Source organism: Prevotella heparinolytica (genome assembly GCF_004342845.1).
In the GTDB taxonomy this organism is placed as follows: Bacteria; Bacteroidota; Bacteroidia; order Bacteroidales; family Bacteroidaceae; genus Bacteroides; species Bacteroides heparinolyticus.
This window is the reverse complement of record NZ_SLXB01000023.1, coordinates 1-25,240: the sequence shown is the minus strand read 5'-3', so window position 1 is coordinate 25,240 and position 25,240 is coordinate 1. Positions and strand designations below refer to the sequence as shown.

Sequence of the window (25,240 nt, the reverse complement as noted above, 5' to 3'; positions counted from 1 at the left end):
AGAATGATAAGAATTGGTATTATATGTCCTTCTGAAATTGCATTCAGAAGATTTCTACCCGCTTTGCAGGAGATGGGTGATGATATAACGTTTGTCGCTATTGGCATTGCGAGTCCGAAAGAATGGTTTGGTGATATAATCAATGTGCCTCAGAAAGCTATTGATGAGCAGCAGGCTCGTGAGAGTGTAAAGGCTCAAACATTTATTGAGCAGTATGGTGGTGAGATTATCGTTGGATATGATAATCTCATAATATCTGATAAGATTGATGCTGTTTATATTCCACTTCCTCCAGCACTTCATTTCCTATGGGCGAAGAGAGCCCTTGAAGCGGGTAAACATGTATTTGTAGAGAAGCCCTCAACTACTTGCTTGAAAGATACTGATGAACTTATTCGTATAGCTAGTGAGAAGAAACTTGCTCTTCATGAGAACTATATGTTTATTTTCCACTCACAGATAGAGGCTTTGAATAATGTAGTTGATAGTGGCGAAATAGGTGATGTACGTCTGTATCGTATTTGCTTTGGATTTCCTCTCCGCCAGTTAAGTGACTTCCGTTACAATAAAAAATTAGGTGGGGGGGCTCTTCTTGATGCTGGTGGTTATTGCATGAAATATGCTCGTTATCTACTTGGTGATACGGCAAAGATAGTTACAGCTCAGGCAAACTATATTGATGGTTTTGAGGTCGATATGTATGGATCTGCTACTATGTCAAATGATAATGGAGATATAGCGCAAATAGCTTTCGGCATGGATAATGATTATCTGTGCGAGATTGAAATATGGGGTAGTAAAGGTACTATAACATCGAACCGAATTTTGACAGCACCTACTGGTTTCACTCCTTCATATACCATCAAGAAAAACCAAGAATTCGAAAAACGTGAGCTTCCTGCTGATGATGCCTTTTTGAAATCAATCAAGTATTTTATTGCTTGTGTAGAGTGTGAGGTAACACGCAGGGACAATTATCGATTGTTGCATGAGCAGGAGGTACTTGTGGAGCAGTTTATTGAAATTGCGAGGAACTATTAATATTAAAATATGCCAAAAGTATCTTTTATTGTAGCAGTATATAATAGTATGCCATACTTAGAGCAATGTTTGAATTCTCTAATAAATCAAACAGTGCGTGATATAGAAATAGTATGTGTTAATGATTGTTCTCCTGATAATTCAGAAAAAGTTATTAGAGACTATAGTGCTAAAGATAGTCGTATTAAGCTAATAAACCATGAAGAAAACAGACATCAAGGGGGGGCATGGAATACAGGTGTAAAGGCAGCTACAGGCGACTACCTTTGTTTTGTTGATGCTGATGATTGGCTGGAATATGATTATTGTGAAGTTGTAGAGTTAGGTGCTGATATTATAATCGCAAAAAAATTCTATAAAGGATTTGTTAAGTCAGATAATATTGATGAAAGGAAGTTCGCTGATTGTGGCTATGATATTCGGAAGAATATTTTACTTAATGGGTTATTCTTTATTACGAATTTTTATAAAAGAAGTCTATTTGAAAGATTGGTTTTCCATTTTGTAGAGAATAATGCATACCACGACTTTATGACCACTCTACTTTATTTTAAGACAGAAAATATTAAATTTACTGAGAAAGTAGGATATCATTATAGAGTAGATAATGTATCGCTTCAAAGATCAATGAATCAAAACGCTTTCTGGGGTAGGTTAGATACCGCAAAATTGGAATATAATTCTCTAAAAAAAATGGACATAGCACAGCAATATGAAAGTGAAATAGATTATCATTTTTATAAATTGTTTTATTGTAATTCATTGATAAGAGCTTATTACGGTTTTACTAAAATAAATTGGAAATTTGTAGATTGTATAATTGAGGAAAAAAAACGTCTTATTCCAAATATTGAAGAGAATTCATACGTCTCAAAACTGAATAGTGACTATTCTTTCATTATGAGACTTCCTCTATATATGTTCGATGCTATCCCTAAATATATGATAGATGCATCGCATTGGTTCTATATACTATTAAGAAAAATTGCCAGGTAACCACTAAATGTCTGAACTTTAATTTATTATAATGTTTGTATTATAGTTTTTTTGATCATATGCATACATTTTCTATAATATATATATTTTTTGCTTTTTATTTACTTGTAATATTGCTTTATAGAGGTTATGGTTTAAAGCAGGGAAAGGTGGAAAATATTTTTATGCTCATTTCATTTCTTATTTTGACCATTTTTCATGTAGGTGTAAATGTCGAGAGCGTAGAGGATCTTCCTTTATATGAGTCGGCCTTTAATAGAATTGCTGCTGCATCGGGATCTGATATTTTTAATCAGTACAGAAGTCAGGAGTATTTATTTATTATTGCAAATAAGGTGGTGGCTTTTATTTCGAAAGATTTTGTTTTCTTTCTTTTGATTTATAATTTATTCTTTTTTTTATCTCATTACTTGATTATAAGAGAGTACTCTCCATATGTTCCTATATCAATAGTCGTTTTGCTTATATATAATTACAATCAATCATTGTTCGTCCTCAGGCAGTATATGGCTATTTCAATTTTATTGTTTACAATACCATGTATTATTAAAGGCAAAATTATTCCTTATTTGGTATTGTGTGTTATGGCATTTTTTACACATTACTCAAGTATTATATGGTTGCCCATATATTTTATGTATGGAATAAAAAAAAAGCGAGTATTTATTTTATCAGCGGTTGCTTTCACTTTGTTTTTTATTTTGATGCGCTCTGATCTTGGGAAGTTGATGATATTTGTGTTTAATATGGATGCTTATGATGCCTATATGGTTGAAAATAAAATAGATATTAAACAAATAATCATTCCATCTCTTTATCTGGTATTTTATGTTTTTTCTTTGAAGAAGCATATTTTCGATTTAGGTATGAATAAGATCTGTTTTATTGCTTTACTCATAATTGTAATAGGGTATGCTTTTGCTCCAGGCATGAACCAAGTTGGTCGTATGCTTCAATACTTCCAAACATTGTCCATTATTTCAATCCCTATTACAGTTTCATATATAAAATCAAAACCATTACGATTCGTATATCTTTTTTCAGTAATCACACTAAATGGTTATCTCACTAATAAAGGACTATATGAATTTTATTTTATTCATTATAAATTCGGCGGATTTAATATGACCTATTACATAATAATTTTTCTTGTTGGAATATGGCTTATGCGAAAATCTCAGTTAGCGTAATCGTAAGATCTTCAAGTTTTAATTTTGAAGATGCGGAAAAATAAAATTATCAGGAAAGAGAGCTGTGATATTTAGTTAATCAGCCTGAAATAACTTTTAGGGGGGCTAATTAGTTTTAAATTTCTCCTAGAGAATAGATTACGAGAGTTATTCTTTTATGCTGATTGATTTTTAGGAATACATGTGTGTGAGTTAATAAACTGAATAGTAACGTTTTTAGATTATGATTTGGAGTTAGGATTTCAACTGCAAATGCACATTGTTTATGAAAATACTAATGATTGGACAATTACCCTCTGAAGTGGGGGGGACTTACACCACGGGGGTATGTAATGTGGTATATGAACTTAGTCGGTGTTCGACTATTGGCATAGATCTTATCGTATACGCTACGAATATATCTGATAATGCTGCAAAAAGAATAAATGGTACTACTTGTTATAGAGGTACATTGTTGAGACCTTATAGGGTATTATTTGAGATGTTAATGAATCCAGTTAAAAGATTTAGACAGTGGTGGTTTTATAAGAAGCAATGTCATGCAAACTTTATTCATTATGAGATGTATCGAGACAATATTTATCGTATTATCCAAGAGGAAAAGCCGGATATAATACATTGTATGAATTTAGTGCAGATGTCATCTGCGTATTTCGCAAATGAGAAATTTAATATACCTTTAATTCTGACATTTCATGGTGTAAATAAGAATAATGATACTGAGGCTAAATCAATTGTTGACATGCCAGATTATACTACATGTCTTACAAATGAAACACTTGCAGAGATTATTAAACGAAATTATCCTAAATCAAGGAGTATAATCATACCTAATGGTGTAGATACGAATAAATTTTATTTTTGTGATGAAGAGAGAAGAATTGTAAGGGAAAATTTGGGCATTGATGATATAACAACAGTTTTGCTGACGGTCGGTTCAATACAGCACCGAAAAGGCCAATACAGCTTCATTCAAAAACTCAGTAGTCTTGGTGTAGATTTTAAATATAAATATATCCTTATAGGAAGAGGCCCTGACGAGGGAAAAATCAGGAAATATATTTGTGACAATGGTCTTGAGGATAAAGTGATTATAATTGGTTATGTTGCTAATGCAGATTTATATAAGTATTATTCTGCTGCTGACGTATATATCCATGGAAGTTATGAGGAAGGACAGGCTTTGTCTGAAGTTGAAGCATATGCTACAGATCTAAAAATAGCTTTGAATAAAGATGTTTTGAGAACAGTAATTACAGATACAACCAATAAAAATGATTATTATGTGTTTGATTATAATAAATTTGATAGTGATGCATTTGTTTTATGGGCAAGAAATCATAGGAAAAAACGAATAAGTAGAAAGCAATATGACTGGAGAGAAATATTTAAACTATATGTTGCATTGTATTATAAAATATTGAGTGAGAAATAAGATGAAAAGATTTGCGAAGCGGATATATTTAAAAATGAAATTGCTGATGGATACTGCTATTTCCGTGCTATCAATAATATTGTTTAGTAAATACAATGTGGGTTCTTTTTTTAAGAAAGAACGTGAGAAACATAAAGGGGATGTTTGCTATATATTTGGCAATGGCCCGTCTTTAGCTAATTTTATCAAAAAGGAAGATGTGAATGGCAGGGATCTTTTTGCTGTTAATTTCTTTGGGAACACTGATATGTTCTTTATTGCCAAACCCTCAAATTACATTGTTCTTGATAATATTTTGATTGGAACTGCTCAACGAGATTATAATAAGGAACAAGTAGAACAACTTTATGATATTATAAGTAAAGTAACATGGCCTATGACTTTTTATTACCCAAACAATGGTAAAAAAGATATAATTGACGGATTGACAAAAAACAAGAATATAACAGTATGCATATATAACATGACGCCTGTTTCCGGTTTTGATAATGTATGTTTTTGGCTATATAAAAAATCATTAGGTATGCCTTTGCCTCAGAATATATCTAATGCGGCTGTTTTTTGTGCCATAAATGCTGGTTATAAGAAAATATATCTATATGGTGTGGAACATTCATGGCTGAAAATTTTTGATGTTGATCCAGAAACACATAGAATTTTTATGAATGATGGACATTTTTATGAGAATAAGAACATGAGATATTTTGAAAAAGGTGAGTACTGCAAGTGGGTACTCGATATCCATAATGCGTTAAAGTCTCATTTTGTCTTGCGAGATTATGCAGACTATCTAGGAGTGAAGATCATTAATAAAACTCCAGCATCTTTTATTGAGGCCTATGAATTTGAAGAATATAATACTTCCCAAAACAGACATAGGTTAAGATATCCATAAAAAAGAAACAATGGAGTCTTTAATGAGGAAGATACCCTAATCAAGAAGTGCGAATTTTTATCGGACACATTTCAGCATAGAAAGTTCAAATATTACAAATTTTATTAGATATTCAGCTTTATGTAAAAAAGCTTTGGTTAAATGAGGATACTTAATAATGATAACCGGTAAAATGATAGCCATTGATGATGGCAACATGTTTTGTTATAGAGCCGATGCTATAAATGTGCTCAATATTGATGGTAATAAGAAAGTTAGTTATCATCTAGAGGGGTGGAAGTACTCCAAATACTCTTTTTCTAAACTTATCCGTAGATTGGTGCGTGCAGAAGTTACTGGATATTATAAGTTTGCGGATGGTAATACTATAGTTGTAGCCAAGAAAGGGCTTTTCAAACTGAGAGATAATGTTACTTTTGCAAGGGTCTTTAATATCCCCAAAGGCTCCAAACCATTGAATCTTTGTATTCTGCCCAATGGACATGTTTTCTTTGGTGAGTATTTCCAGAATTTAGATAAGACTGCAGTAAATGTATATGGCTCTTATAACAAAGGGGATACATGGGAAGTGGTTTATACTTTCGAATCTGGCAATATCAATCATATACATGGATTGTTTTACGACAAGTATACGGGACGAATGTGGTACTTGACTGGAGACCGTGAGAATGAATGTGTTATCGGGTATACCGAAGACGAATTTAAAACGGTTCATGAAGTGTTTCGTGGAGGGCAGGAATATAGAAGTTGTCAGTTGTTTTTCTATAAGGATTTCATTGTGTATGCGACTGACTCACAGTATGTGGAGAATGAGATTAAAAGAATTGATCGTGAAACATTGGAGGTTACATCTTTGTTTAAAATTCAAGGATCGGCTATTAAAGGTGGGCAGGTAGAATGTGTTTCTTATTTATCTACAACCATTGAGCCTTCAAAAGTGAATAAAGACCGTTTCTCACATATTTGGGTTACTAAAGATGGAGAGAAATGGCAAGAAGTTTTTAAGGCTGAGAAAGATTGCTGGCCAGCAATCTTCCAATTTGGTACATTTGAGTTTCCACAGAATGCGTATTGTGATGGAAAGCTCTGGTTTTCAGGAAGAGCTTTGAAAGGTTATGATGGGAAATCATCTTATATAGAAATATAAAATGCAAATATTATTAGTTACACAATATTTTTATCCAGAGGTATTTAAAAGTAATGATTTAGCTTTTGAATTGGCAAAAAGAGGGCATCATGTGGATGCCCTTGTAGGTATTCCCAATTATCCTGACGGGAAATTCTTTGATGGATATGGATTATTTAGCAAGCGGTATGAAGTTGTAAATGGTGTTAATGTATATCGTTGTTTTCAAACACCAAGAGGGAAAGGGGGATGGAGGTTACCTTTCAATTATTTGTCATACGTAATCAGTGGATGCTTGTGGGTGCTTTTTTTCTTTGCATGGAAAAAGAAGTATGATTGCATTATCGGTCATGAGCCTTCGCCTATTTTCCAAGCTTATCCGGCATTATTGCTGAGAAAGCTTAGAAAAATTCCTTTCTATTATTGGATTATGGATTTATGGCCAGATGCTATGAAGTCTGGGGGGGGGATAAAGAACGAGAAAGTAGTGAACTTTGTTGATAAGCTGGTTAAAAATATTTATAATCAAACAGATAAGATATTGATAACAAGTAAACGTTTTCGAGCGCCTATCGAAGAAAAAGGTGACTTTAAGGATAAAATTATTTACTTTCCAAATTGGAGTGATGATATTCTTGAGATGTCTGCCGATTATGAAATACCACAAGTTCCGGAAGGCTTTAAAATTATGATTGCAGGTAATCTGGGTAAGTCTCAGAATCTGGAAGCTGTAACTGAGGTGATGTTAGGATTGAAAGACGAACCCGAAGTGAAATGGATATTTGTAGGTGGTGGCTCGCGAAAAGAATGGCTCGAAAACTTCATCAAAAGAAATGGGATGGAGAATAAAGCTGTTTGTCTTGGACAGTATCCTTTTGAAGCTATGCCAGCTTTTTACAAACAAGCAGATGTAATGCTTGTAACCTTGAGGGCAGGATTTCCTCATTTAGAAGCTGTTGTTCCAGCTCGCCTACAATCATACATGTCGGCTGGAAGACCTGTCCTAGCCATGATAGGATGTGGCGGAGCTGATATCATTGATGAATCACAGTGTGGATATGCCGTACCTGCAGGGGATTCCGAAGCATTGATAAGGGTAATTAGAGAAAAGGTTCTAACGAATCGCGAATCTTTTGAAAAAATGGGACATAATAGCCGAGACTATTACATGAAGAATTATCGAATGGATATGTGTATTGATAATTTAGAGAAGATTATAGGAGCAAAATAAATCATGAAGAAAGTTTTGATAACAGGTGTCGGCAGTTATGTTGGTCTCAGAGTAGAACATTGGCTTGATGCTGCATTTGATGGTAAAGAAAAGCTATTTGATATTGATGCTGTAGATACGATTGACAATCGTTGGAAGCAAGCCGACTTCTCAAAATATGATGTTGTTTACAATGTGGCTGGTATTGCCCATGTTAAAGCGGCTAAAGGTAAGGGACCTCTGTATTATGCTGTTAACCGCGATATGGTGATAGAGATAGCCAAAGCGGCTAAAGCTGCAGGTGTGAAGCAATTTATCCATATGAGTAGTATGATTGTTTATAAAGAAGTGAAGACTCTTGAAGGTAAGCAGATACATAAAGATACAAAACCAGCACCTAATGGCTTTTATGGCGATAGTAAATTACAAGGAGAAGAAGGAATCCGCACCTTATCAGATAATAACTTTAAAGTGTGTATTATTCGACCACCAATGATTTATGGCCCAGGATGTAAAGGTAATTTTCCTAGATTGGTATGGTTGGCTAATAAGACTCCTATCTTCCCGGCTTGGCATAATAAGAGAAGTATGCTTTATATAGATAACCTTTGTGAGTTCGTTAAGCAGTTGATTTTACACGAAACAGGAGGTATCGTGTTTCCTCAAAATGCAGAATATGCTGATACTGTAGAGATCATTCGCTATTATGCGAAACAGAGTGGAAGACATGTTTGGATTACAAGATTATTTAATCCTCTCATATGGATGTTCGGGAATCATGTCCGTCCTTTGGGTAAGATGTTTTCTAATAGTACATATGATATGGAAATGAGCAAATATGCATTTGAATATAGAGTGGTAAGTTTGAAAGAATCATTCGCAGGTATTGAACCTAAAAATAAAAAATAATCGATTTAAGATATGAGTAAGCAGAAAAAACTAAGTACGACTTACAAAATGTTGAGAACACTCGGCTTTAACTATTCAGAAGAAGAATATGGTGATGTAAGTGTAAGTAAGGTTTTTGGAAAGTTTTTTGGTAACATCTATCGTAAGAGATTGGAAAAGATGATGGATTGGCCGATATTGCAGTCATTCAATCCTCGCAAGATTAGACCTATACTTATGCGAAAGATGGGATGTCATGTTGGTAAAGAATGTTTTATTGGAGATTATGTACGAATAGATCAAGGACATGCTGATATGATTACACTGGAAGATCACGTTAGTATAGCTTCTGGAACTCGTTTGCTTTGTCATCAAAGAAATTTTTGTGATTATTGTGTTGGAGATGATTATATGGAACTAGGATATATAGTGAAGCCTATTGTTCTAAAGAAAGGGTGTTTGATAGGAATGGAAAGTTTTGTGATGCCGGGAGTGACAGTAGGTGAAGGTGCCATCGTAGGTGCAGGTTCATTTGTTACAACGGATATACCGGCTTGGACAGTGGCTGCCGGGAGGCCTGCAAAGGTTTTGAAGCAAATACCACATAGAGGAGATAAATCAAAATCTTCTAATGAATAGAAAGTGAATTGTAAGTATCGGTATTATGATTTACAGAATAATAAAGCGAATATTTGACTTTGTGTGTGCACTACTTGGTATTATTGTTACCAGCCCTTTGTGGATAATCGGTATAATTGGCATCCTGATTTCTGACTGGGGGCCTATTTTCTATACTGCTCATCGAATAGGAAAGAACAATAAACTTTTCAAAATGTATAAGTTTCGTTCCATGCGAGTGCTGAAAGAACCAAAGAAAGGAGCAGAAGCTTCTCTCCGTCCAGAAGAAGACCGAATTTTCCCTTGTGGCCATTTTATCCGTAGGATAAAGATTGATGAGTTACCTCAATTGCTCAATATCCTTAATGGTACTATGAGTCTTGTTGGTCCTCGACCTGTAGCAAAAGATCAATTTGATATGTTCCGCTATGGTAAATGGGATGAAGCCAAGAGTGTACCAGTAGGACTTAGCGGACCTGCTGCACTTTATGACTTTGTTTATGGTGATAATTTCACAGATGAGAAGGAATATATGGAGAAGGTTTATCCTACTCGCAGAGAATTGGAATATACATACGTTAAGAAAGCTGGTTTTTTCTATGATTTGAAGATGATCATTTATACTGTTATCTGCATTGTATATACTTTTCTTGGCAAAGAAGCCACTTGGATATTGAGGGAGTTTCTTGCTGACGCTAAAGCGTCAAATTCTGAGATAGAAGTGATGCCTAAGCTTTAATTGTGTAATAAAAAAAGAATAAATTATGAGGCGTTTAATTGTAGTGGCTCATCCTGATGATGAGGTCTTGGGAGCTGGTGCTTCTATGTATAAGTGGAGTAAAGAGGGTGATGAAGTAGAAGTTGTCATTATGTGTACGGAAGTTAAAGTACGTGCTTTCCGTCCGGAGGACAATGAATTGGAGGATGATACGAATGCTTCCAATAAGTTCCTCGGAGTAAATAAAATTTATGAAGGTACATTTCCTAATATCGAGATGAATACTGTACCTCACTTGCGGTTGGTACAGTTCATAGAAAGTGCAATTAAGGAAAGTGAACCGGATATTATCATCACTCATCATCCTGCAGATACTAATAATGACCATTTACAGACCTCAATGGCGTGTCAGGAAGCTATCCGTCTGTTCCAAAGACGCCCAGGGGTAAAACGTGTGAAAGAGTTTTGGTATATGGAAGTACCTTCTTGTACGGAGTGGAAGATAAATAGCGGCATGAATACTTTTAATCCTAATTGCTTTGTAGAAGTTGGCAAGGAAGGTGTGGAAGCTAAAATTAAGGCTCTCTCAATGTACCGTGGTGTTATGCGTTCATATCCACATCCTAGATCGGCCGAATATATCTCAGGTCTTGCGGCTATGAGAGGTGGTCAGTGGGGGCAGATGTACTCCGAAGCTTTTGAGGTGGTGCTCAGGGCGTATTGATAGAATGAAGTATTGTTCATTGAAACTATATTATCCTCTGCATGAGGCATATCTGGCATCGTTAAATAAATGATTGTTATATAATGAACAATTTATTTGATAAGAATTTCTTGGACAGTTTGTTGGTACAGGCTGCTGAATCTCCAAGACTGCGACAGAATTATGACTTGCGTAACTCGTCGGAGGATACGTCGCAACGGATGCTGAATGCGTTGCTTCCAGGCACGGAGGTGTCAATTCATCGGCATGAGGCTACAGCGGAAACGGTGGTATGTCTACGTGGAAAGCTGGAGGAAATTTTCTATGAAGAGGTGGAGGAGTATGCGTCGGATGCGCTATCGAATATAGGGGAGGTAGTGGGGAAAAGAACTTTCAGGGAAGTATCAAGGCAGTTGCTTTGTCCGGCCGAAGGGCTGTATGGTATGCAAATTCCTGCAGGTGTATGGCATACGGTGAATGTACAGGAGCCCTCAATTATATTTGAAGCGAAAGACGGAGCTTATATTCCATAAGAGAAGCGATGCATGGAACAGCCATTTTTGACTGTTATGGAGGATGTTGAGAGGCAAGAATATGCCTTTATATAACAGATGGTAAAAATATTGGGATGAATTTGGCGTATTGAGAGAAAAATAATATCTTTGCATAAAGTTTATAAGTGATTAGTTATCATCAAGGCTTGATATATCAAAAGATTGGGATTATGAATACCATATTAGAACAATTAAAGCAATATTTTAATAATAGCCCACGGGCTATTATTGAACAAGAGTGGGAGGAATTTGATTCCTATAACACAGGACCTACAATAGATGATTTTTTATCATTTACAAGCAATTGGTCATTCAAATGGAAAGGAACGTCAGAAAATAAAAACAAGAAAACTCCGGATTTGTATTCGGAGTTTTCTTATATTTGTACCCAATATTCACCAATAATATTCTTTTATCATGAATAAGGCTGCTTTTTCTTTGGAGAAATATATCTTTAATAGAGTGAGAATTGATTTTGATTTAAACAAGTTGTCAGAATTGGAAATTGATTTTAAACCTTCGGGAAGTTTTAAGCAAATGAACCCTAATTCTGTTTTTGACCTAAAGTTTATATTTTCTGCGAAAGATAAAGGTGCTTCGGAGTCTTTTGTCTCGGTTGAGTGTCATGCAACTTTTAAATTTGCAAGCAATATCCAATTTAATGAGATTCCTTCTTTTTTCTATGCAAACAGTATTGCAATAGTGTTTCCATATGTTAGAGCTTTTGTGAGTACAATAACGCTTCAGGCAAATGTTCCTCCCATTGTTTTACCGACAATGAATTTGTCTTCCTTGGAAGAACCTTTGAAGAAACACACTAAAGAAGTGCAATGAGATGAAGCTTTTCCAGACGGTAGAGGATAGAGATAATCCTGATTACATAGAATCGAATGCTCCTTTTATTTGCAAAGCTGCAAATGCATGGCTGGGAGAGGGATATTATTTCTGGGATACATTGATTGCAAATGCACATTGGTGGGGCAAGGTGAGGTATAGAGAAAATTATGTAATTGTAGAATATACGTGTGACTTATTGAATGGAAAATGCTTTGACCTGCATGGTAACATGGAACATCTGAAATCCTTTAATGAAGTAATTGATTTCTTGAAGTCCCAAAAGTTGGTTACTAAGACTACCACGGTTGCCAAAGTGATAGAGTATTTGAAGAGTAAAGCCGGTTTAGCTTCTAAGTATGATGGGATTAGGGCTTATGGTCATTTCTCGAGATCAAATCCTATTTTTATTCCATTTGAAGATAGTGAAAAAAGTTGCTTAGAATTACTCCCTGCTGTACAGATTTGTCTGTTTCGTAAGAAATCTTTCAATTTAAGTGCCGGCAAAATCATCTACCCCAATCATTATAACATAAATTACTTGGTGTAATAAAAACTTCTTTTTTAACGATATTATAATATCATCTGTTATTCTTATCTTTGCCCCTGTTTTGTTCCGCCTTCTCCATTCGGAGAATATGGATGAAAAGGGAATCGGGTGAAAATCCCGGACAGTCCCGCTGCTGTGAGTTTCGCGGAGGGTGCATCAATACCAATGCCACTATCCTTGAAAAAAGGATGGGAAGGCGATGCACCGGAAACAAGTCAGAAGACCTGCAAAACAAAGTCGAAAAATTGTCCGCTCGAGGAAAGCGGACAATGCACGGATTTTTATAAGATTAATTTTAATTGTCTGTATGGCCGGATATATGAGGAGGCAACTGGCTTGCATCTGTATCTTGGGAATAAGCGTCTTGCCGCTTGCCGCTCAGGAGGCGGGAAGGGATACCATTGCCGGAAAGGTGCACGAGATAGAGAAGGTGGTGGTGACGGCACGACGGCTACCGAACAAGGTGACATCGGCCGTGCCCGTGCAAACCATGTCGAAGCAGGAGATGGAACGGCTGGGAATACAGGGCATGGCAGATGCTGTGAGACGATTTGCCGGCGCCAACGTGAAGGATTACGGGGGAATAGGCGGACTGAAAACTGTGTCGATACGCAGCATGGGAGCACCGCATACGGCTGTCAGCTATGACGGGGTGGCGGTGAGCAACTGCCTGGCGGGGCAGATTGACATCGGACGGTTCTCGACGGACAATGTGGCGATGCTTTCGCTGGCAGTGGGGCAGGAGGAGGATTTGTTGCAGTCGGCCCGTTTGTATGCCTCGGCGGGGGTGCTGAATATTGAGACGGAGAAACCGTATTTGGAGGAGGGACGGAACACGGCTTTCCGGGTCAGGATGAAAGGCGGGTCGTTCGGCTATGTGAGTCCTTCGTTGCGATGGTGGCAGCGAGTGGGCGACCGCACGCGCCTGTCTGTGAATGCCGACTACATGAGGGCCGATGGGGTATATCCGTTTACGTTGGTGAACGGGAAGTATGTGACGAAGGAGAAGCGGCACAATTCGGCCATCTATTCGTGGCAGGGCGAAGCGGCTTTGTATCATACGTTCGGGGATGGCGGCGAACTGGATGTGAAAGGGGGCTATTACTATTCGCGAAGGGGGCTGCCGGGTGCGGTGACGCTCTACAACCCGTTATCGGACGAGACGCTGTGGGATGAGAACCCGTTTGTGCAGGCGCGCTACAAGAAGCGTTTCTCGCCGCGGTGGAGCGTGCAGGCGCAGGCCAAGTATACGCATGGATGGAACTTGTATGAGGATAAGGGGAAGGAGTATGAGCAGGGAGTATATCGGGGCGTGCACCGGCAAGACGAGTATTACCTGTCGGCAACGGCATTGTACAGCCCGTCATTGGCTTGGTCGCTGTCGGTGGCGCAAGACGGGGCGGTGAATAAGTTGCGAAGCAACCTGAACGACTGTCCGTTTCCCACGCGATATACTTCGCTGACGGCTTTTAACGTGCGCTACCGGCAAGGGGCGGTGACGGCCACGGGCACGCTGGTGCATACGTTTGTGACCGAACGGGTGAGGGTGGGAGAGGCGCCCGATGATTTTCAGCGTCTGGCTCCGTCGCTCTCCATCAGCCTGAAACCGTGGAAGGAGGAGGAGCTCTTCTTGCGCCTGATGTACAAAAGCACGTTCCGTATGCCTACATTCAACGATTTGTATTATTACAGGCTTGGCAACCGAAGCCTGCGCCCGGAGAAGGCGAACGAGTATAACGTGGGCATTACGTGGAGCCGCTCGGCTTGGCGGTTGCCGGATTATCTGTCCGTTACGATGGATGCGTATTATAACGACGTGACCGACAAGATTGTGGCTTTTCCCACCACGTATGCGTGGCGGATGGCAAACTATGGCAAGGTGCGTGCCGTAGGGGTGGATATTACGCTGGCCACGGCGGTGGCTTTGGGCAGAAGCATGAAGCTGGCCATGTCCGGAGGGTATAGCTATCAGAAGGCGGTGGACGTGACCGATGCAACGGCCAAGAACTACAAGGAGCAGTTGCCTTATACGCCCGTGCATACGGGAAACGTATCGGCCGTGTGGGAAACGCCTTGGCTGAACATGGGCTATTCCGTGGTGGGAGTGGGAAAGCGTTACCGGCTGTCGCAAAACATCCCGGAGAACCGGATAGACGGGTACATGGAGCATACGGTGAGCGTGTCGAGGGAGCTGGCGATGAAGCGGTGCAAGCTGCGGTTGCAGGCTGAGGTGGTGAACCTGACCGATGAACAGTATGAAGTGATAAAATATTATCCGATGCCGGGACGTTCGTGGCGGCTTACGGGGACATTGAATTTTTAAAACTTAATTTTTTAAAGACTGGTATTTATGAAAGTGAGAAGTTTGCTATTCGGCATGCTTTGCATGCTGGCGTTAAGTGCCTCGCTCGTTTCTTGTAGCGACGAGGATGATGTGTTGGACGACAGCGGCTCGACGGTGAGTCTGCCACAGGTGCGTGCTTATTTCCTGAATGAGGGCACGCAGAAGGAGAACAATGCGGGTATCATGTTTTATGCTCCCAACGGGGATGCCGCATCCATAAGCGACATCTTCAAGAAGCAGAACAATGCGCAGTTGGGAGATGTGGGACAGGACATGATAGTGTATGAAGAGTGTCTGTATGTGGCTGTGTATGGTTCCAATTATCTGGTGAAGCTGAACGCTGCCGGTGTGGTGCAGAAGCGGGTGTCTTTTGTCGGTGACGCAGACTTGTCTGCCGGTATCCGCAGCATTGCCGCCGAGGATGGCTATATCTATGCTTCGTTTTACGGAGGGACAGTGGCCAAAATCGATGCCAATACGTTGCAGGTGGAGAAGAAACTGACCGGAGTGGGAAACAACTTGGAGGGGGTGGCCATAAGCGAGCGGATGCTCTATGTGGCGGATTCGTATAAGGTTGTGGACTCCAAGTATGTTTATAACAAGGAGGTGGCCGTGATAGATCTGAACACGTTCAGCCTGAAAGAGAAGCTGACCGTGACGCAGAATCCCAACATGATGACAGAGGAAGATGGCCGGGTGTATCTCATTTCGTGGGATTACAGTGCCGAAAGCTATGTGTTGCAGATGATAGAGCCGAAAAACGGAAACAAGGTGTCGCAACTGGGCTATGCTACCCACATGGCCGCGAAAGGCGACCTGCTTTATCTGGTGGATTCGAGAGTGGACTACTCGCACTGGCCGGAGGTTTCCGCCCGCAATTCGTTTGCTACCTATGATGCGAAGTCCGGGAAGATGAATGCGACCTCTTTCTTGAAAAATGTTCCGGAAGAGTTGAATACGGCAGTGGTGTATATGATTGAGGTGAACGGGAAGAACGGTGATATCTACATTGCCACTACCGGACACGGCAAGACGAACGGCAATGTATATCGTTTCAAAAGCGACGGCAGCTTTGTAGAGAAGTTTGATTGCGGTGGTCAGAATCCTAAGAGGGCGGTTTTCTTTAACTAAAAACGGATGAGAAGATTTTTCGTATCGGTTGTTGTATGCTCTGCCATTTGGCTCTTTGCGGCTTGTGGCGCAAGGGGCAGGAGTGCTACGGCGGTTGCCGGAGGCGACACGGTGGCCTTACGCTATGCCGATAACCTCGTATTGGTGGATTATCCGGGTTACACCGTGGCTTCGTTGCGAAACCCGTGGGATACGTTGAAAACGCTGCATACGTATGTGCTTGTGCCTGCTGCCGATCCCTTGCCGGAGAATCTGCCCGAAGGGACGGTGGTGCGCACGCCACTCTCGAAGGCGGTGGTCTACTCGTCGGTGCATTGCGCGCTGGTGGGCAAGCTGGGCGCTTGGGGCAGCATAGGCGGCGTGTGCGACCTGAAGTATATCAAACTGCCGACCGTGCAGGAGGGATGTCGCAACGGGACGATAGCGGACTGCGGCGACGGCATGAATCCGGATATGGAAAAAATCATCGACCTGCATCCGGATGCCATCTTGCTCTCGCCTTTTGAGAACAGTGGCGGCTATGGACGTGTAGAGAAGCTGAATATTCCCATCATCGAATGTGCCGACTACATGGAGACCTCTGCCATGGGGCGTGCCGAGTGGATGCGTTTCTATGGTCTGTTGTTCGGCAGGAAGGCGCAAGCCGACAGTCTTTTTGCCGAGGTGGACAGCTGTTATCGGCAGTTGAAGATGCGTGCCGAACTTTCGTCGGTGCGTTTGTCGGTGGTTAGTGAATTGAAAAACGGAACGGCTTGGTATGTGCCGGGCGGACGCAGCACCATGGGTGGTCTCTTCAGGGACGCGTGCGGGAATTATGCCTTTGCCGACGACACGCACAGCGGTTCCGTGCCTCTGGCCTTCGAGACGGTGTTCGACAAGGCGGGAAATGCGGACGTGTGGACCATCAAATACAACCGCGAACGGGATATGACCTATGCGGATCTGAAAGCGGACTTCATGGGATATACAGGCTTCAAGGCCTTCAAGACCCGCAATATTTATGGCTGCAACACAGGGAAAGTGCCGTATTATGAAGAGACGCCTTTCCGTCCGGACTATCTGCTGGCCGACCTGATACAAATTCTGCATCCTGAAATGGGAGATTTGGGCGGTTTGCACTATTTTTGCAAACTGAATGAATAAAGGTTGGAGATACGGCATCGGCCTGGGAGCAATCATCGTACTGCTCTTTCTGGCGAATCTGCTGGTGGGGTCGGTTTCGATTCCGCCGGCCGATGTGTTCCGTATTCTTTGGGGGGCTGAAGGAGTGAAGGCTGGCTGGGCTTTTATCCTATGGGAGTCGCGGTTGCCTCAGGCATTGACGGCGTTGCTGTGTGGCAGTGCCCTTGCCGTTTGCGGACTGATGTTGCAGACAGCTTTCAAGAACCCGTTGGCCGGCCCCTCTATTTTGGGTATTAATTCCGGAGCAAGTCTGGGAGTGGCTTTCGTGATGCTGTTCTTCGGAGGCAGCATCACGGCAGGCACATTCAGTCTGTCCGGATTCTTCTCCGTGCTGGCAGGGGCGTTTGTGGGGGCTATGCTGATTATGGCGCTCATCCTTTTCTTCTCTACTTTGCTGAAGAGCAACATCATGTTGCTGATAACGGGTATCATGATAGGGTATATGGCCTCTTCGGCCATCGCCTTGCTCAACTTCTTCGCTACTGCCGAGGGGGTGCAGTCCTACATGATATGGGGCATGGGTAACTTTGGCGGAGTGTCTTTGCAACAGATGCCTGCCTTTGCCGCAATCACCCTGCTGGGCTTGTTTGCCTCGTTGCTGCTGATAAAGCCGTTGAACGCACTGCTGCTGGGCGAACGCTACGCGGAGAATCTGGGTGTGAACATCCGTAGGGTGAGGAATTGGCTGCTGGTTGTCACCGGACTGTTGACCGCCGTCACCACTGCCTTTTGCGGGCCGGTGGCTTTCATCGGGCTGGCCGTACCGCACGTGGCCCGCCTGATTCTGGGGACATCCAACCATAATTTGTTGCTGCCCGTCACCATCCTGAGCGGAGGGGCGGTGGCTTTGATCTGTAACCTGGTGTGCGTACTTCCGGGCGAGTCGGGCATTATTCCGCTGAATGCAGTAACGCCTATCATCGGAGCGCCGGTCATCATTTACGTCATCCTTAGTCAAAGAAATCCACAACATTTTAATTGAAAGGTCCGAAGGCAGCTTCTGCTTTTACGCTTGTACAAGTATCACCTTACAGTTGTACAAGCGTGAGCTTTCACTTGTACAAGCATAAGCCCTCGCTTGTACAAGCGTGACTCCTCACTTGTACAACCTTTCCATTGAATCTCTCTGAATAGTGGAAGGAGGGAATGCAGGACACGGATTTTCCTGATTGTCCGTGGGCTATGGGTAAATCGGGTTTCCGGAATGATTGCAAAATCGCTATCCGGTAAAATGACGAAAGGCAAGCCATCTTTTTTATCGACTGCTTGCCTTTCGTTGTGATTCCGAAGCGATTCGAACGCTTGACCCACGCCTTAGAAGGGCGTTGCTCTATCCAGCTGAGCTACGGAACCATCCTTAATTGCGGTGCAAAAGTACGGTTTTTTGATATTACTGCAAAATTTTGCAGTAAAAAAATGTACCGGGATGAAAAAACTCCCGGAGATGCGCCGTGCATGTCCGGGAGGATTTTGTTATTTCTCCTTTTTGAGTTCTGCAAAAATCAGTCCTTCCAATTCTTCGGCCAATTCAGGATTGTCGAGAATGACTTGTTTCGCTGCATCACGCCCTTGAGCAATTTTGGTGTTGTTGTAGCTGAACCAAGAGCCGCTTTTCTTGATAATCTCCATCTCCACACCCAGGTCTATGATTTCGCCGGCACGCGAAATGCCTTCGCCAAACATGATGTCGAACTCTGCGCGACGGAACGGGGGAGCCACTTTGTTCTTCACCACTTTGACCTTGGTCTGTTTGCCCAGAATCTCCTCACCATTCTTGATGGCTTGCCCCGGACGGATGTCAAGGCGCACGGAAGCGTAGAACTTCAAGGCGTTACCGCCTGTCGTGGTTTCAGGGTTGCCGAACATTACACCTATTTTCTCGCGTAGTTGGTTGATGAAGATGCAGGTGGTGCGTGTTTTGCTGACAGCCGACGTGAGTTTGCGCAAGGCTTGCGACATGAGACGCGCCTGAAGTCCTACCTTGTTCTCGCCCATATCGCCTTCTATTTCGGCTTTTGGGGTTAGTGCGGCAACGGAGTCTATCACGATGATGTCGATGGCAGAGGAGTGGATGAGCTGGTCGGCAATGTCCAACGCCTGCTCGCCGTTGTCGGGCTGTGAAATGAGCAGATTATCTACGTCCACACCTAATTTGGCGGCATAAAAACGGTCGAAAGCATGCTCGGCGTCGATGAAAGCGGCTATGCCTCCCATTTTCTGCGCTTCGGCGATGGCGTGGATGGCCAGAGTGGTTTTACCAGATGATTCCGGGCCGTATATCTCGATGATGCGTCCGCGTGGATAACCGCCTACGCCGAGTGCCACGTTCAGTCCGATGGAGCCGGTAGGGATTACTTCTATCGGCTCGATGCTCTCGTCGCCCATCTTCATGATGGAGCCTTTGCCAAAACTTTTTTCTATCTTGTCTATGGCAGCCTGCAAGGCTTTCAGTTTCCCGGCAGGTGTTGCAGCGCCATTTTCTGTTTCAAAATTAAGTTCGTCTTTTTTTGCCATAAAATTTTTGCTATGATTTAAAGAATCTGGGCGGAATGGTCCTTGGTCTTCACCTCTTTAGGGGTGATGATACGTTCTATAACGCCTTCTTCATTGATGATAAAAGTGGTGCGGAAAGTTCCCATGTATTTGCGGCCGTACATGCTCTTCTCTCCCCATACGCCGAATTGCTCCACCAGTTTCTTGTCGGTGTCTGTAATCAGGCTGAAAGGGAGATCGTACTTTTCGATGAACTTTTGGTGTGACTTCTCGCCATCCACACTGACGCCGATGACCTCGTAACCGGCTTTGCGCAGCTCACAGTAATTGTCGCGCAGGTTGCAGGCTTGTGCGGTGCACCCCGACGTCATGTCTTTGGGGTAGAAATAAAGTACGATTTTCTTTCCCTTATAATTGCTCAGGCGTATTTCTTCGCCTTTCTCATTGATACCCAATATGTCGGGGGCTTTGTCTCCTATGTTCATGGCCTTTCGTTATTAAACTTCCAAATCTCCGTCGAAAATCTCGTGCCAGGGCAATCCCTGCTTGTTGAGTTGTTCCATGAAAGGATCCGGGTCGAACTCTTCCACATTCCATACTCCCGGTCTTTTCCAAAGACCTTTGAGGAACATCATTGCTCCAATCATGGCAGGTACGCCGGTGGTATAGCTTACACCCTGCATGCCGGTCTCTTTATAGGCTTCCTGATGGTTGCAGTTGTTGTATACATAATAGGTGCGCTCCTTACCGTCTTTCAGTCCGCGGATGCGGCAACCGATGGAGGTCTCGCCTTCGTAGTTCTCGCCCAAGTCCTGCGGATTGGGAAGTACGGCTTTGAGGAACTGCAACGGAACAATCTTGGTTCCGTTGTATTCCACCTCGTCGATACGCGCCATGCCGATGTTCTGGATTACACGCAGGTGCGTCAGATACTCCTGACCGAACGTCATCCAGAAGCGCGCACGTTTGATGGTGGGGAAATTCTTGACCAGCGACTCCAGCTCTTCGTGATAAAGCAGATAAGAGTCGCGCGGACCTATATTGGGATAAGTGAGGTCTTTATGAATTTCAAGCGGACGGGTAGTCACCCATTGGCCGTTTTCATAATAACGTCCGTTTTGAGTGATTTCGCGGATGTTGATTTCCGGATTGAAGTTGGTGGCAAATGCTTTGTGATGGTTGCCTGCATTGCAATCCACGATATCCAGATACTCGATCCGGTCGAAGTGATGCTTGGCTGCGTAAGCCGTATAAATGCCGCTCACACCCGGGTCGAAACCGCAACCGAGAATGGCGGTAAGTCCGGCTTCTGCGAAACGTTTCTTATAAGCCCATTGCCAGCTATATTCAAAGTGGGCCACATCTTTCGGCTCGTAATTGGCCGTGTCCAGATAGTTGACGCCACTCTTCAGGCATGCTTCCATGATGGTAAGATCCTGGTAGGGGAGAGCCACGTTTATGACAATTTCGGGTTTGAAACGATTGAAAAGCGCTACAAGTTCATCCACACAGTCTGCATCTACTTGAGCGGTCTGGATGGCAGGGTTTCCGATGGCTTTGACAACGGCGTCGCACTTGGACTTGGTTCGGCTGGCTATCATGACTTCTGTAAAAACATCAGGATTCTGAGCCACTTTGTGCGCAACAACGGTACCTACACCGCCCGCACCGATAATAAGAACTTTACCCATTTCTTTACTACTTATTTTTATATTATATCTTGTTTGTGAAAATAACGGAGAGCAAATATAAGGGTTAATTCTCATAAAATCATTATGAAGCGGTTTTATTTTCCCTAATATCCTTTTAAGCTTTCTTTTAAGCGCCGGATTTGTGGGAATAAAAGCTTTACGTTATATTTGTCTCTCCGCTTTGGTTTTCTAAAGGAGGATTAATTTGAACACACTGAAAGGAATAATGAAAAAATTGATTTTATCTATCTGTATGGCAGCTGCCTTGGTGGGAGTATCGTCCTGTGCTTCGACTAAAAACGCGACTGAGATTTCGTCTATCGACGGTGAATGGTATATCATCGAAGTGGACGGTACGGCAATGGTTCCTGCTCCGGGACAATCGTATCCTTACATCAGCTTTCGCACAAAGACCGGCATGATGTACGGCAACAGTGGTTGCAACAGCCTCACAGGCACGTTTGATGTGAAGGCCAAACCGGGAGTTTTGCATCTGCATGCGTTGGGAAATACTCGCATGGCATGTCCCGATATGGCAGTGGAACAGAAGGTGCTGGCTGCTTTGGGCAGAGTGAGAAGGTATAGACAGCTGGATATGAAAAATATGGGGCTGTTCGGTTCTTCCGGACATGCCGTAATCGTATTACAGAAGAAGCCTAAGCCTTCAGGCAAAGAACTGCCTCCCGTTCTGCATTTTGAAGGCATGGCGGAAGCTGGTTTCTGAACAAGAACCGGAGTAAAAAGACTATTTAGGCAGAAAAGAGCATGCGGTTTCTGACAATTTGACAGCAAGTTCTGTCACTTCCCGATTGTGGTTGCCCTTACATGCTTTGGCACGGCATTTGTTTTTGGATTGGCGTCTGCCGATGTGGTGGACGGCTAACAATGAATAATAACAAATAAAATAAAACAATCATGGGAAAAATTATTGGTATTGACTTAGGAACAACAAACTCTTGTGTTTCCGTTTTCGAAGGTAACGAGCCGGTGGTAATCGCAAACAGTGAAGGCAAGCGAACCACTCCTTCGGTAGTGGCATTTGTAGACGGTGGTGAACGTAAAATTGGCGACCCTGCCAAGCGTCAGGCCATCACCAACCCGACGAAGACTGTATTCTCAATCAAACGTTTCATGGGTGAGAACTGGGAACAGGTGCAGAAAGAAATATCTCGCATGCCATATAAAGTGGTGAAAGGAGACAATAACACTCCGCGTATAGATATTGATGGACGTCTGTATACTCCGCAAGAAATCTCGGCCATGATTCTGCAGAAAATGAAGAAGACTGCCGAGGATTATCTGGGACAGGAAGTTACGGAAGCAGTTATTACCGTTCCTGCTTATTTCTCTGACTCTCAACGCCAGGCTACGAAAGAAGCCGGCCAGATTGCAGGTCTTGAAGTGAAACGTATTGTGAACGAGCCTACTGCCGCAGCCCTTGCCTATGGCATCGACAAATCCCATAAGGACATGAAGGTGGCTGTATTCGACCTTGGTGGCGGTACGTTCGATATCTCTATCCTTGAATTCGGTGGCGGCGTATTTGAGGTGCTGTCAACTAATGGTGACACTCATCTTGGCGGTGACGACTTCGATCAGGTGATTATCGACTGGCTGGTTCAGGAATTCAAGAATGACGAGGGCGCCGATCTGACGCAAGATCCGATGGCTATGCAACGTTTGAAGGAAGCTGCCGAGAAAGCGAAAATAGAACTCTCTTCTTCTACCAGCACTGAAATCAACCTGCCTTATATCATGCCGGTGGGTGGTGTGCCCAAACATTTGGTGAAGACGCTGACTCGCGCCAAGTTCGAAGCTTTGGCCCATAGCCTGATTCAAGCTTGTTTGGAACCCTGTAAGAAAGCCATGAGCGATGCAGGTTTGAACAATGCGGATATTGACGAGGTAATCCTTGTAGGTGGTTCTTCGCGTATTCCTGCCGTGCAGAAGCTGGTAGAAGAATTCTTCGGCAAAGTTCCCTCCAAGGGTGTTAATCCGGACGAAGTGGTAGCTGTGGGTGCGGCTGTTCAAGGTGCAGTTCTGACAGATGAAATCAAAGGTGTGGTATTGCTGGATGTCACTCCGCTGTCTATGGGTATTGAAACGATGGGTGGTGTGATGACTAAGCTGATCGATGCCAACACAACTATTCCGTGTAAGAAAAGTGAAACATTCTCTACTGCGGCCGATAATCAGACAGAGGTGACTATCCACGTATTGCAGGGAGAGCGTCCGATGGCTTCGCAGAATAAATCAATCGGTCAGTTTAACTTGACCGGTATTGCTCCTGCCCGTCGCGGTGTTCCTCAAATTGAGGTTACATTCGACATCGACGCCAACGGTATCTTGAAGGTTTCGGCCAAGGATAAAGCCACCGGTAAAGAACAAGCCATCCGCATTGAAGCTTCCAGCGGCTTGAGCAAGGAGGAAATCGAAAAGATGAAGGCAGAGGCGGAAGCTAATGCCGAAGCGGACAAGAAAGAACGTGAAAAGATCGATAAGCTGAATCAGGCAGACTCCATGATTTTCACTACAGAAAATCAGCTGAAGGATTTGGGCGATAAGTTGCCTGCTGACAAGAAAGCTCCTATTGAGGCCGCTCTGCAGAAACTGAAAGATGCTCACAAGTCTCAGGATTTGGCTGCTATTGATTCTGCCATGACAGAACTAAACACCGCTTTCCAGGCCGCAAGTGCTGAAATGTATGCTCAAAGCGGTGCGCAAACCGATTCTGACATGAATGCCGGACAAAACGGCGGTGCACAGGATGGTAACAAGCACGGAGATAATGTGCAGGATGTGGATTTTGAGGAGGTCAAATGATTCCGATAAGGAAACAGACAATAAACAATAAGCAAAAGCGTGCAGCTCAATGAGTTGCACGCTTTTTGCGTTTATGGGGTTCATGGTTGCTATGTGTTTTCTATGGGCTTTTTTATCTCTTATTTGCGACATGTTTGCGACACGTCTTATTTGGCGATAAGGTACAACTTAAATTGATATAAACCATTTAAAACGAGAAGAATATGCCAAGAGGAAATTACATCATTCAAAGAAGTTGCGAGGAGTGCGGTAAAATCTTTACTCCTCCGACATTAGTGTCGAAGTATTGTTGCCCTGCTTGTTCCAAGAGGGCGTATAAGAAAAGACAAATCGCAAAAGAGAAAGAAGCGATACGCCAAGCACTGATTAGACGAATACCATCCAGTAAGGGGTATCTAACCGTAAAGGAAGCTATGCTGATTTACGGAATTAGTAAAGACGTTCTTTATCGTATGATACGGCAAGGCTTGATACCGTCATACAATTTTGGTCAGCGTCTGATACGCCTTAGTCGGCAGTATATGGATGAACACTTCAAAACAAAGGCAGGGAGTAGAAAGAGAAAAAAGGAGGCATTGTCCTTTGAACCCAAAGATTGTTACACCATCGGAGAGATCGCAAAGAAGTTCCATATCAATGACAGCAGTGTGTTTAAGCACATACGCCGTCATTCTATTCCTACACGCCAAATCGGTAACTATGTTTATGTTCCCAAATCTGAAATTCACTACTGTCCCGTAAAAGTGGATAAATAGTTCTTTGAAATTATTGAAATATAGTCAATTACACGTTTTTTGAAATGAAACGGACTTGATTTT

At 42.5% G+C, this 25,240-nt stretch carries 25 protein-coding genes, 1 tRNA gene and 1 riboswitch; of the genes, 22 read left to right on the top strand and 4 right to left on the bottom strand.

Features of this window, described 5'->3' with window-relative positions:
* Positions 1-3: 3 nt before the first annotated feature.
* The 19 genes from EV202_RS11335 to EV202_RS11245 all read left to right on the top strand — a co-directional run bounded on the left by EV202_RS11335 (position 4) and on the right by EV202_RS11245 (position 18,397).
* The gene (locus EV202_RS11335; protein ID WP_131927142.1) at positions 4-1,041 is read left to right on the top strand and encodes a Gfo/Idh/MocA family protein; all 1,038 of its coding nucleotides are present in this window, start codon (positions 4-6) and stop codon (positions 1,039-1,041) included.
* A gap of 9 nt (positions 1,042-1,050) precedes the next feature.
* The gene (locus EV202_RS11330) at positions 1,051-2,037 is read left to right on the top strand and encodes a glycosyltransferase family 2 protein (RefSeq protein WP_131927141.1); all 987 of its coding nucleotides are present in this window, start codon (positions 1,051-1,053) and stop codon (positions 2,035-2,037) included.
* 149 nt (positions 2,038-2,186) lie between these two features.
* Positions 2,187-3,227 (top strand): EpsG family protein, encoded by a 1,041-nt coding sequence (locus tag EV202_RS11325; protein WP_165899424.1) that lies wholly within the window; start codon positions 2,187-2,189, stop codon positions 3,225-3,227.
* Positions 3,228-3,492: 265 nt separating this feature from the next.
* Positions 3,493-4,662 carry a glycosyltransferase family 4 protein gene (locus EV202_RS11320; protein WP_131927139.1) on the top strand — a complete coding sequence of 390 codons (1,170 nt, stop codon included), beginning with the start codon at positions 3,493-3,495 and terminating at the stop codon, positions 4,660-4,662.
* Between the two features lies 1 nt (position 4,663).
* The gene (locus EV202_RS11315; RefSeq protein ID WP_131927138.1) at positions 4,664-5,557 is read left to right on the top strand and encodes a hypothetical protein; all 894 of its coding nucleotides are present in this window, start codon (positions 4,664-4,666) and stop codon (positions 5,555-5,557) included.
* Between the two features lie 172 nt (positions 5,558-5,729).
* Positions 5,730-6,704, top strand: a complete 975-nt coding sequence (locus tag EV202_RS11310) for a hypothetical protein (protein WP_207903443.1) — start codon at positions 5,730-5,732, stop codon at positions 6,702-6,704.
* Position 6,705: 1 nt separating this feature from the next.
* Positions 6,706-7,914, top strand: coding sequence for a glycosyltransferase family 4 protein (locus tag EV202_RS11305; protein ID WP_131927137.1), 1,209 nt, complete (start codon positions 6,706-6,708; stop codon positions 7,912-7,914).
* A gap of 3 nt (positions 7,915-7,917) precedes the next feature.
* Positions 7,918-8,802: an NAD-dependent epimerase/dehydratase family protein gene (locus tag EV202_RS11300; protein ID WP_106070229.1), complete on the top strand. Its 885-nt coding sequence runs from the start codon at positions 7,918-7,920 to the stop codon at positions 8,800-8,802.
* Positions 8,803-8,814: 12 nt separating this feature from the next.
* Positions 8,815-9,420, top strand: a complete 606-nt coding sequence (locus tag EV202_RS11295) for an acyltransferase (RefSeq protein ID WP_131927136.1) — start codon at positions 8,815-8,817, stop codon at positions 9,418-9,420.
* A gap of 25 nt (positions 9,421-9,445) precedes the next feature.
* On the top strand, positions 9,446-10,138 hold the full coding sequence (locus EV202_RS11290) for a sugar transferase (RefSeq protein ID WP_131927135.1): 693 nt from the start codon (positions 9,446-9,448) through the stop codon (positions 10,136-10,138).
* Between the two features lie 25 nt (positions 10,139-10,163).
* A complete protein-coding gene (locus tag EV202_RS11285; protein ID WP_131927134.1) occupies positions 10,164-10,841 on the top strand; it encodes a PIG-L deacetylase family protein in 678 nt (225 codons plus the stop codon).
* An 83-nt stretch (positions 10,842-10,924) separates the two neighbouring features.
* Entirely contained in the window at positions 10,925-11,353 is a 429-nt protein-coding gene (locus EV202_RS11280) for a WbuC family cupin fold metalloprotein (RefSeq protein ID WP_131927133.1), read from the top strand.
* Positions 11,354-11,544: 191 nt separating this feature from the next.
* Positions 11,545-11,799 (top strand): hypothetical protein, encoded by a 255-nt coding sequence (locus EV202_RS11275; RefSeq protein WP_129588768.1) that lies wholly within the window; start codon positions 11,545-11,547, stop codon positions 11,797-11,799.
* Positions 11,792-12,208 carry a protein-export chaperone SecB gene (locus EV202_RS11270; RefSeq protein WP_106070235.1) on the top strand — a complete coding sequence of 139 codons (417 nt, stop codon included), beginning with the start codon at positions 11,792-11,794 and terminating at the stop codon, positions 12,206-12,208. The genes EV202_RS11275 and EV202_RS11270 overlap by 8 nt, the downstream gene beginning before the upstream one ends.
* Before the next feature lies 1 nt (position 12,209).
* Complete coding sequence (locus EV202_RS11265; protein ID WP_106070236.1) at positions 12,210-12,758, top strand: hypothetical protein; 549 nt, start codon at positions 12,210-12,212, stop codon at positions 12,756-12,758.
* A gap of 44 nt (positions 12,759-12,802) precedes the next feature.
* Positions 12,803-13,004, top strand: a riboswitch (cobalamin riboswitch).
* Between the two features lie 73 nt (positions 13,005-13,077).
* Positions 13,078-15,081 carry a TonB-dependent receptor plug domain-containing protein gene (locus EV202_RS11260; protein ID WP_394364523.1) on the top strand — a complete coding sequence of 668 codons (2,004 nt, stop codon included), beginning with the start codon at positions 13,078-13,080 and terminating at the stop codon, positions 15,079-15,081.
* 27 nt (positions 15,082-15,108) lie between these two features.
* On the top strand, positions 15,109-16,233 hold the full coding sequence (locus EV202_RS11255; protein ID WP_131927131.1) for a YncE family protein: 1,125 nt from the start codon (positions 15,109-15,111) through the stop codon (positions 16,231-16,233).
* 6 nt (positions 16,234-16,239) lie between these two features.
* Positions 16,240-17,376 (top strand): ABC transporter substrate-binding protein, encoded by a 1,137-nt coding sequence (locus EV202_RS11250; RefSeq protein ID WP_131927130.1) that lies wholly within the window; start codon positions 16,240-16,242, stop codon positions 17,374-17,376.
* Entirely contained in the window at positions 17,369-18,397 is a 1,029-nt protein-coding gene (locus EV202_RS11245) for an iron ABC transporter permease (RefSeq protein WP_131927129.1), read from the top strand. Before EV202_RS11250 ends, EV202_RS11245 begins: the two co-directional genes overlap by 8 nt.
* Before the next feature lie 297 nt (positions 18,398-18,694).
* Here the strand turns inward: EV202_RS11245 and EV202_RS11240 are convergent.
* The 4 genes from EV202_RS11240 to EV202_RS11225 all read right to left on the bottom strand — a co-directional run bounded on the left by EV202_RS11240 (position 18,695) and on the right by EV202_RS11225 (position 21,599).
* Positions 18,695-18,768, bottom strand: a tRNA-Arg gene (locus EV202_RS11240).
* Between the two features lie 120 nt (positions 18,769-18,888).
* A complete protein-coding gene (recA, locus tag EV202_RS11235) occupies positions 18,889-19,929 on the bottom strand; it encodes a recombinase RecA (protein WP_125239958.1) in 1,041 nt (346 codons plus the stop codon).
* A gap of 17 nt (positions 19,930-19,946) precedes the next feature.
* A complete protein-coding gene (gene bcp, locus EV202_RS11230) occupies positions 19,947-20,393 on the bottom strand; it encodes a thioredoxin-dependent thiol peroxidase (RefSeq protein WP_131927128.1) in 447 nt (148 codons plus the stop codon).
* Between the two features lie 12 nt (positions 20,394-20,405).
* Complete coding sequence (locus EV202_RS11225; RefSeq protein WP_106070243.1) at positions 20,406-21,599, bottom strand: saccharopine dehydrogenase family protein; 1,194 nt, start codon at positions 21,597-21,599, stop codon at positions 20,406-20,408.
* 226 nt (positions 21,600-21,825) lie between these two features.
* On the opposite strand from EV202_RS11225, the gene EV202_RS11220 reads away from it, so the two are divergent.
* The 3 genes from EV202_RS11220 to EV202_RS11210 all read left to right on the top strand — a co-directional run bounded on the left by EV202_RS11220 (position 21,826) and on the right by EV202_RS11210 (position 25,177).
* Positions 21,826-22,323, top strand: a complete 498-nt coding sequence (locus EV202_RS11220) for an META domain-containing protein (protein ID WP_131927127.1) — start codon at positions 21,826-21,828, stop codon at positions 22,321-22,323.
* Between the two features lie 191 nt (positions 22,324-22,514).
* Positions 22,515-24,422, top strand: coding sequence for a molecular chaperone DnaK (dnaK, locus tag EV202_RS11215; protein WP_131927126.1), 1,908 nt, complete (start codon positions 22,515-22,517; stop codon positions 24,420-24,422).
* Between the two features lie 203 nt (positions 24,423-24,625).
* Positions 24,626-25,177: a helix-turn-helix domain-containing protein gene (locus EV202_RS11210; protein ID WP_131927125.1), complete on the top strand. Its 552-nt coding sequence runs from the start codon at positions 24,626-24,628 to the stop codon at positions 25,175-25,177.
* Positions 25,178-25,240: the final 63 nt, after the last annotated feature.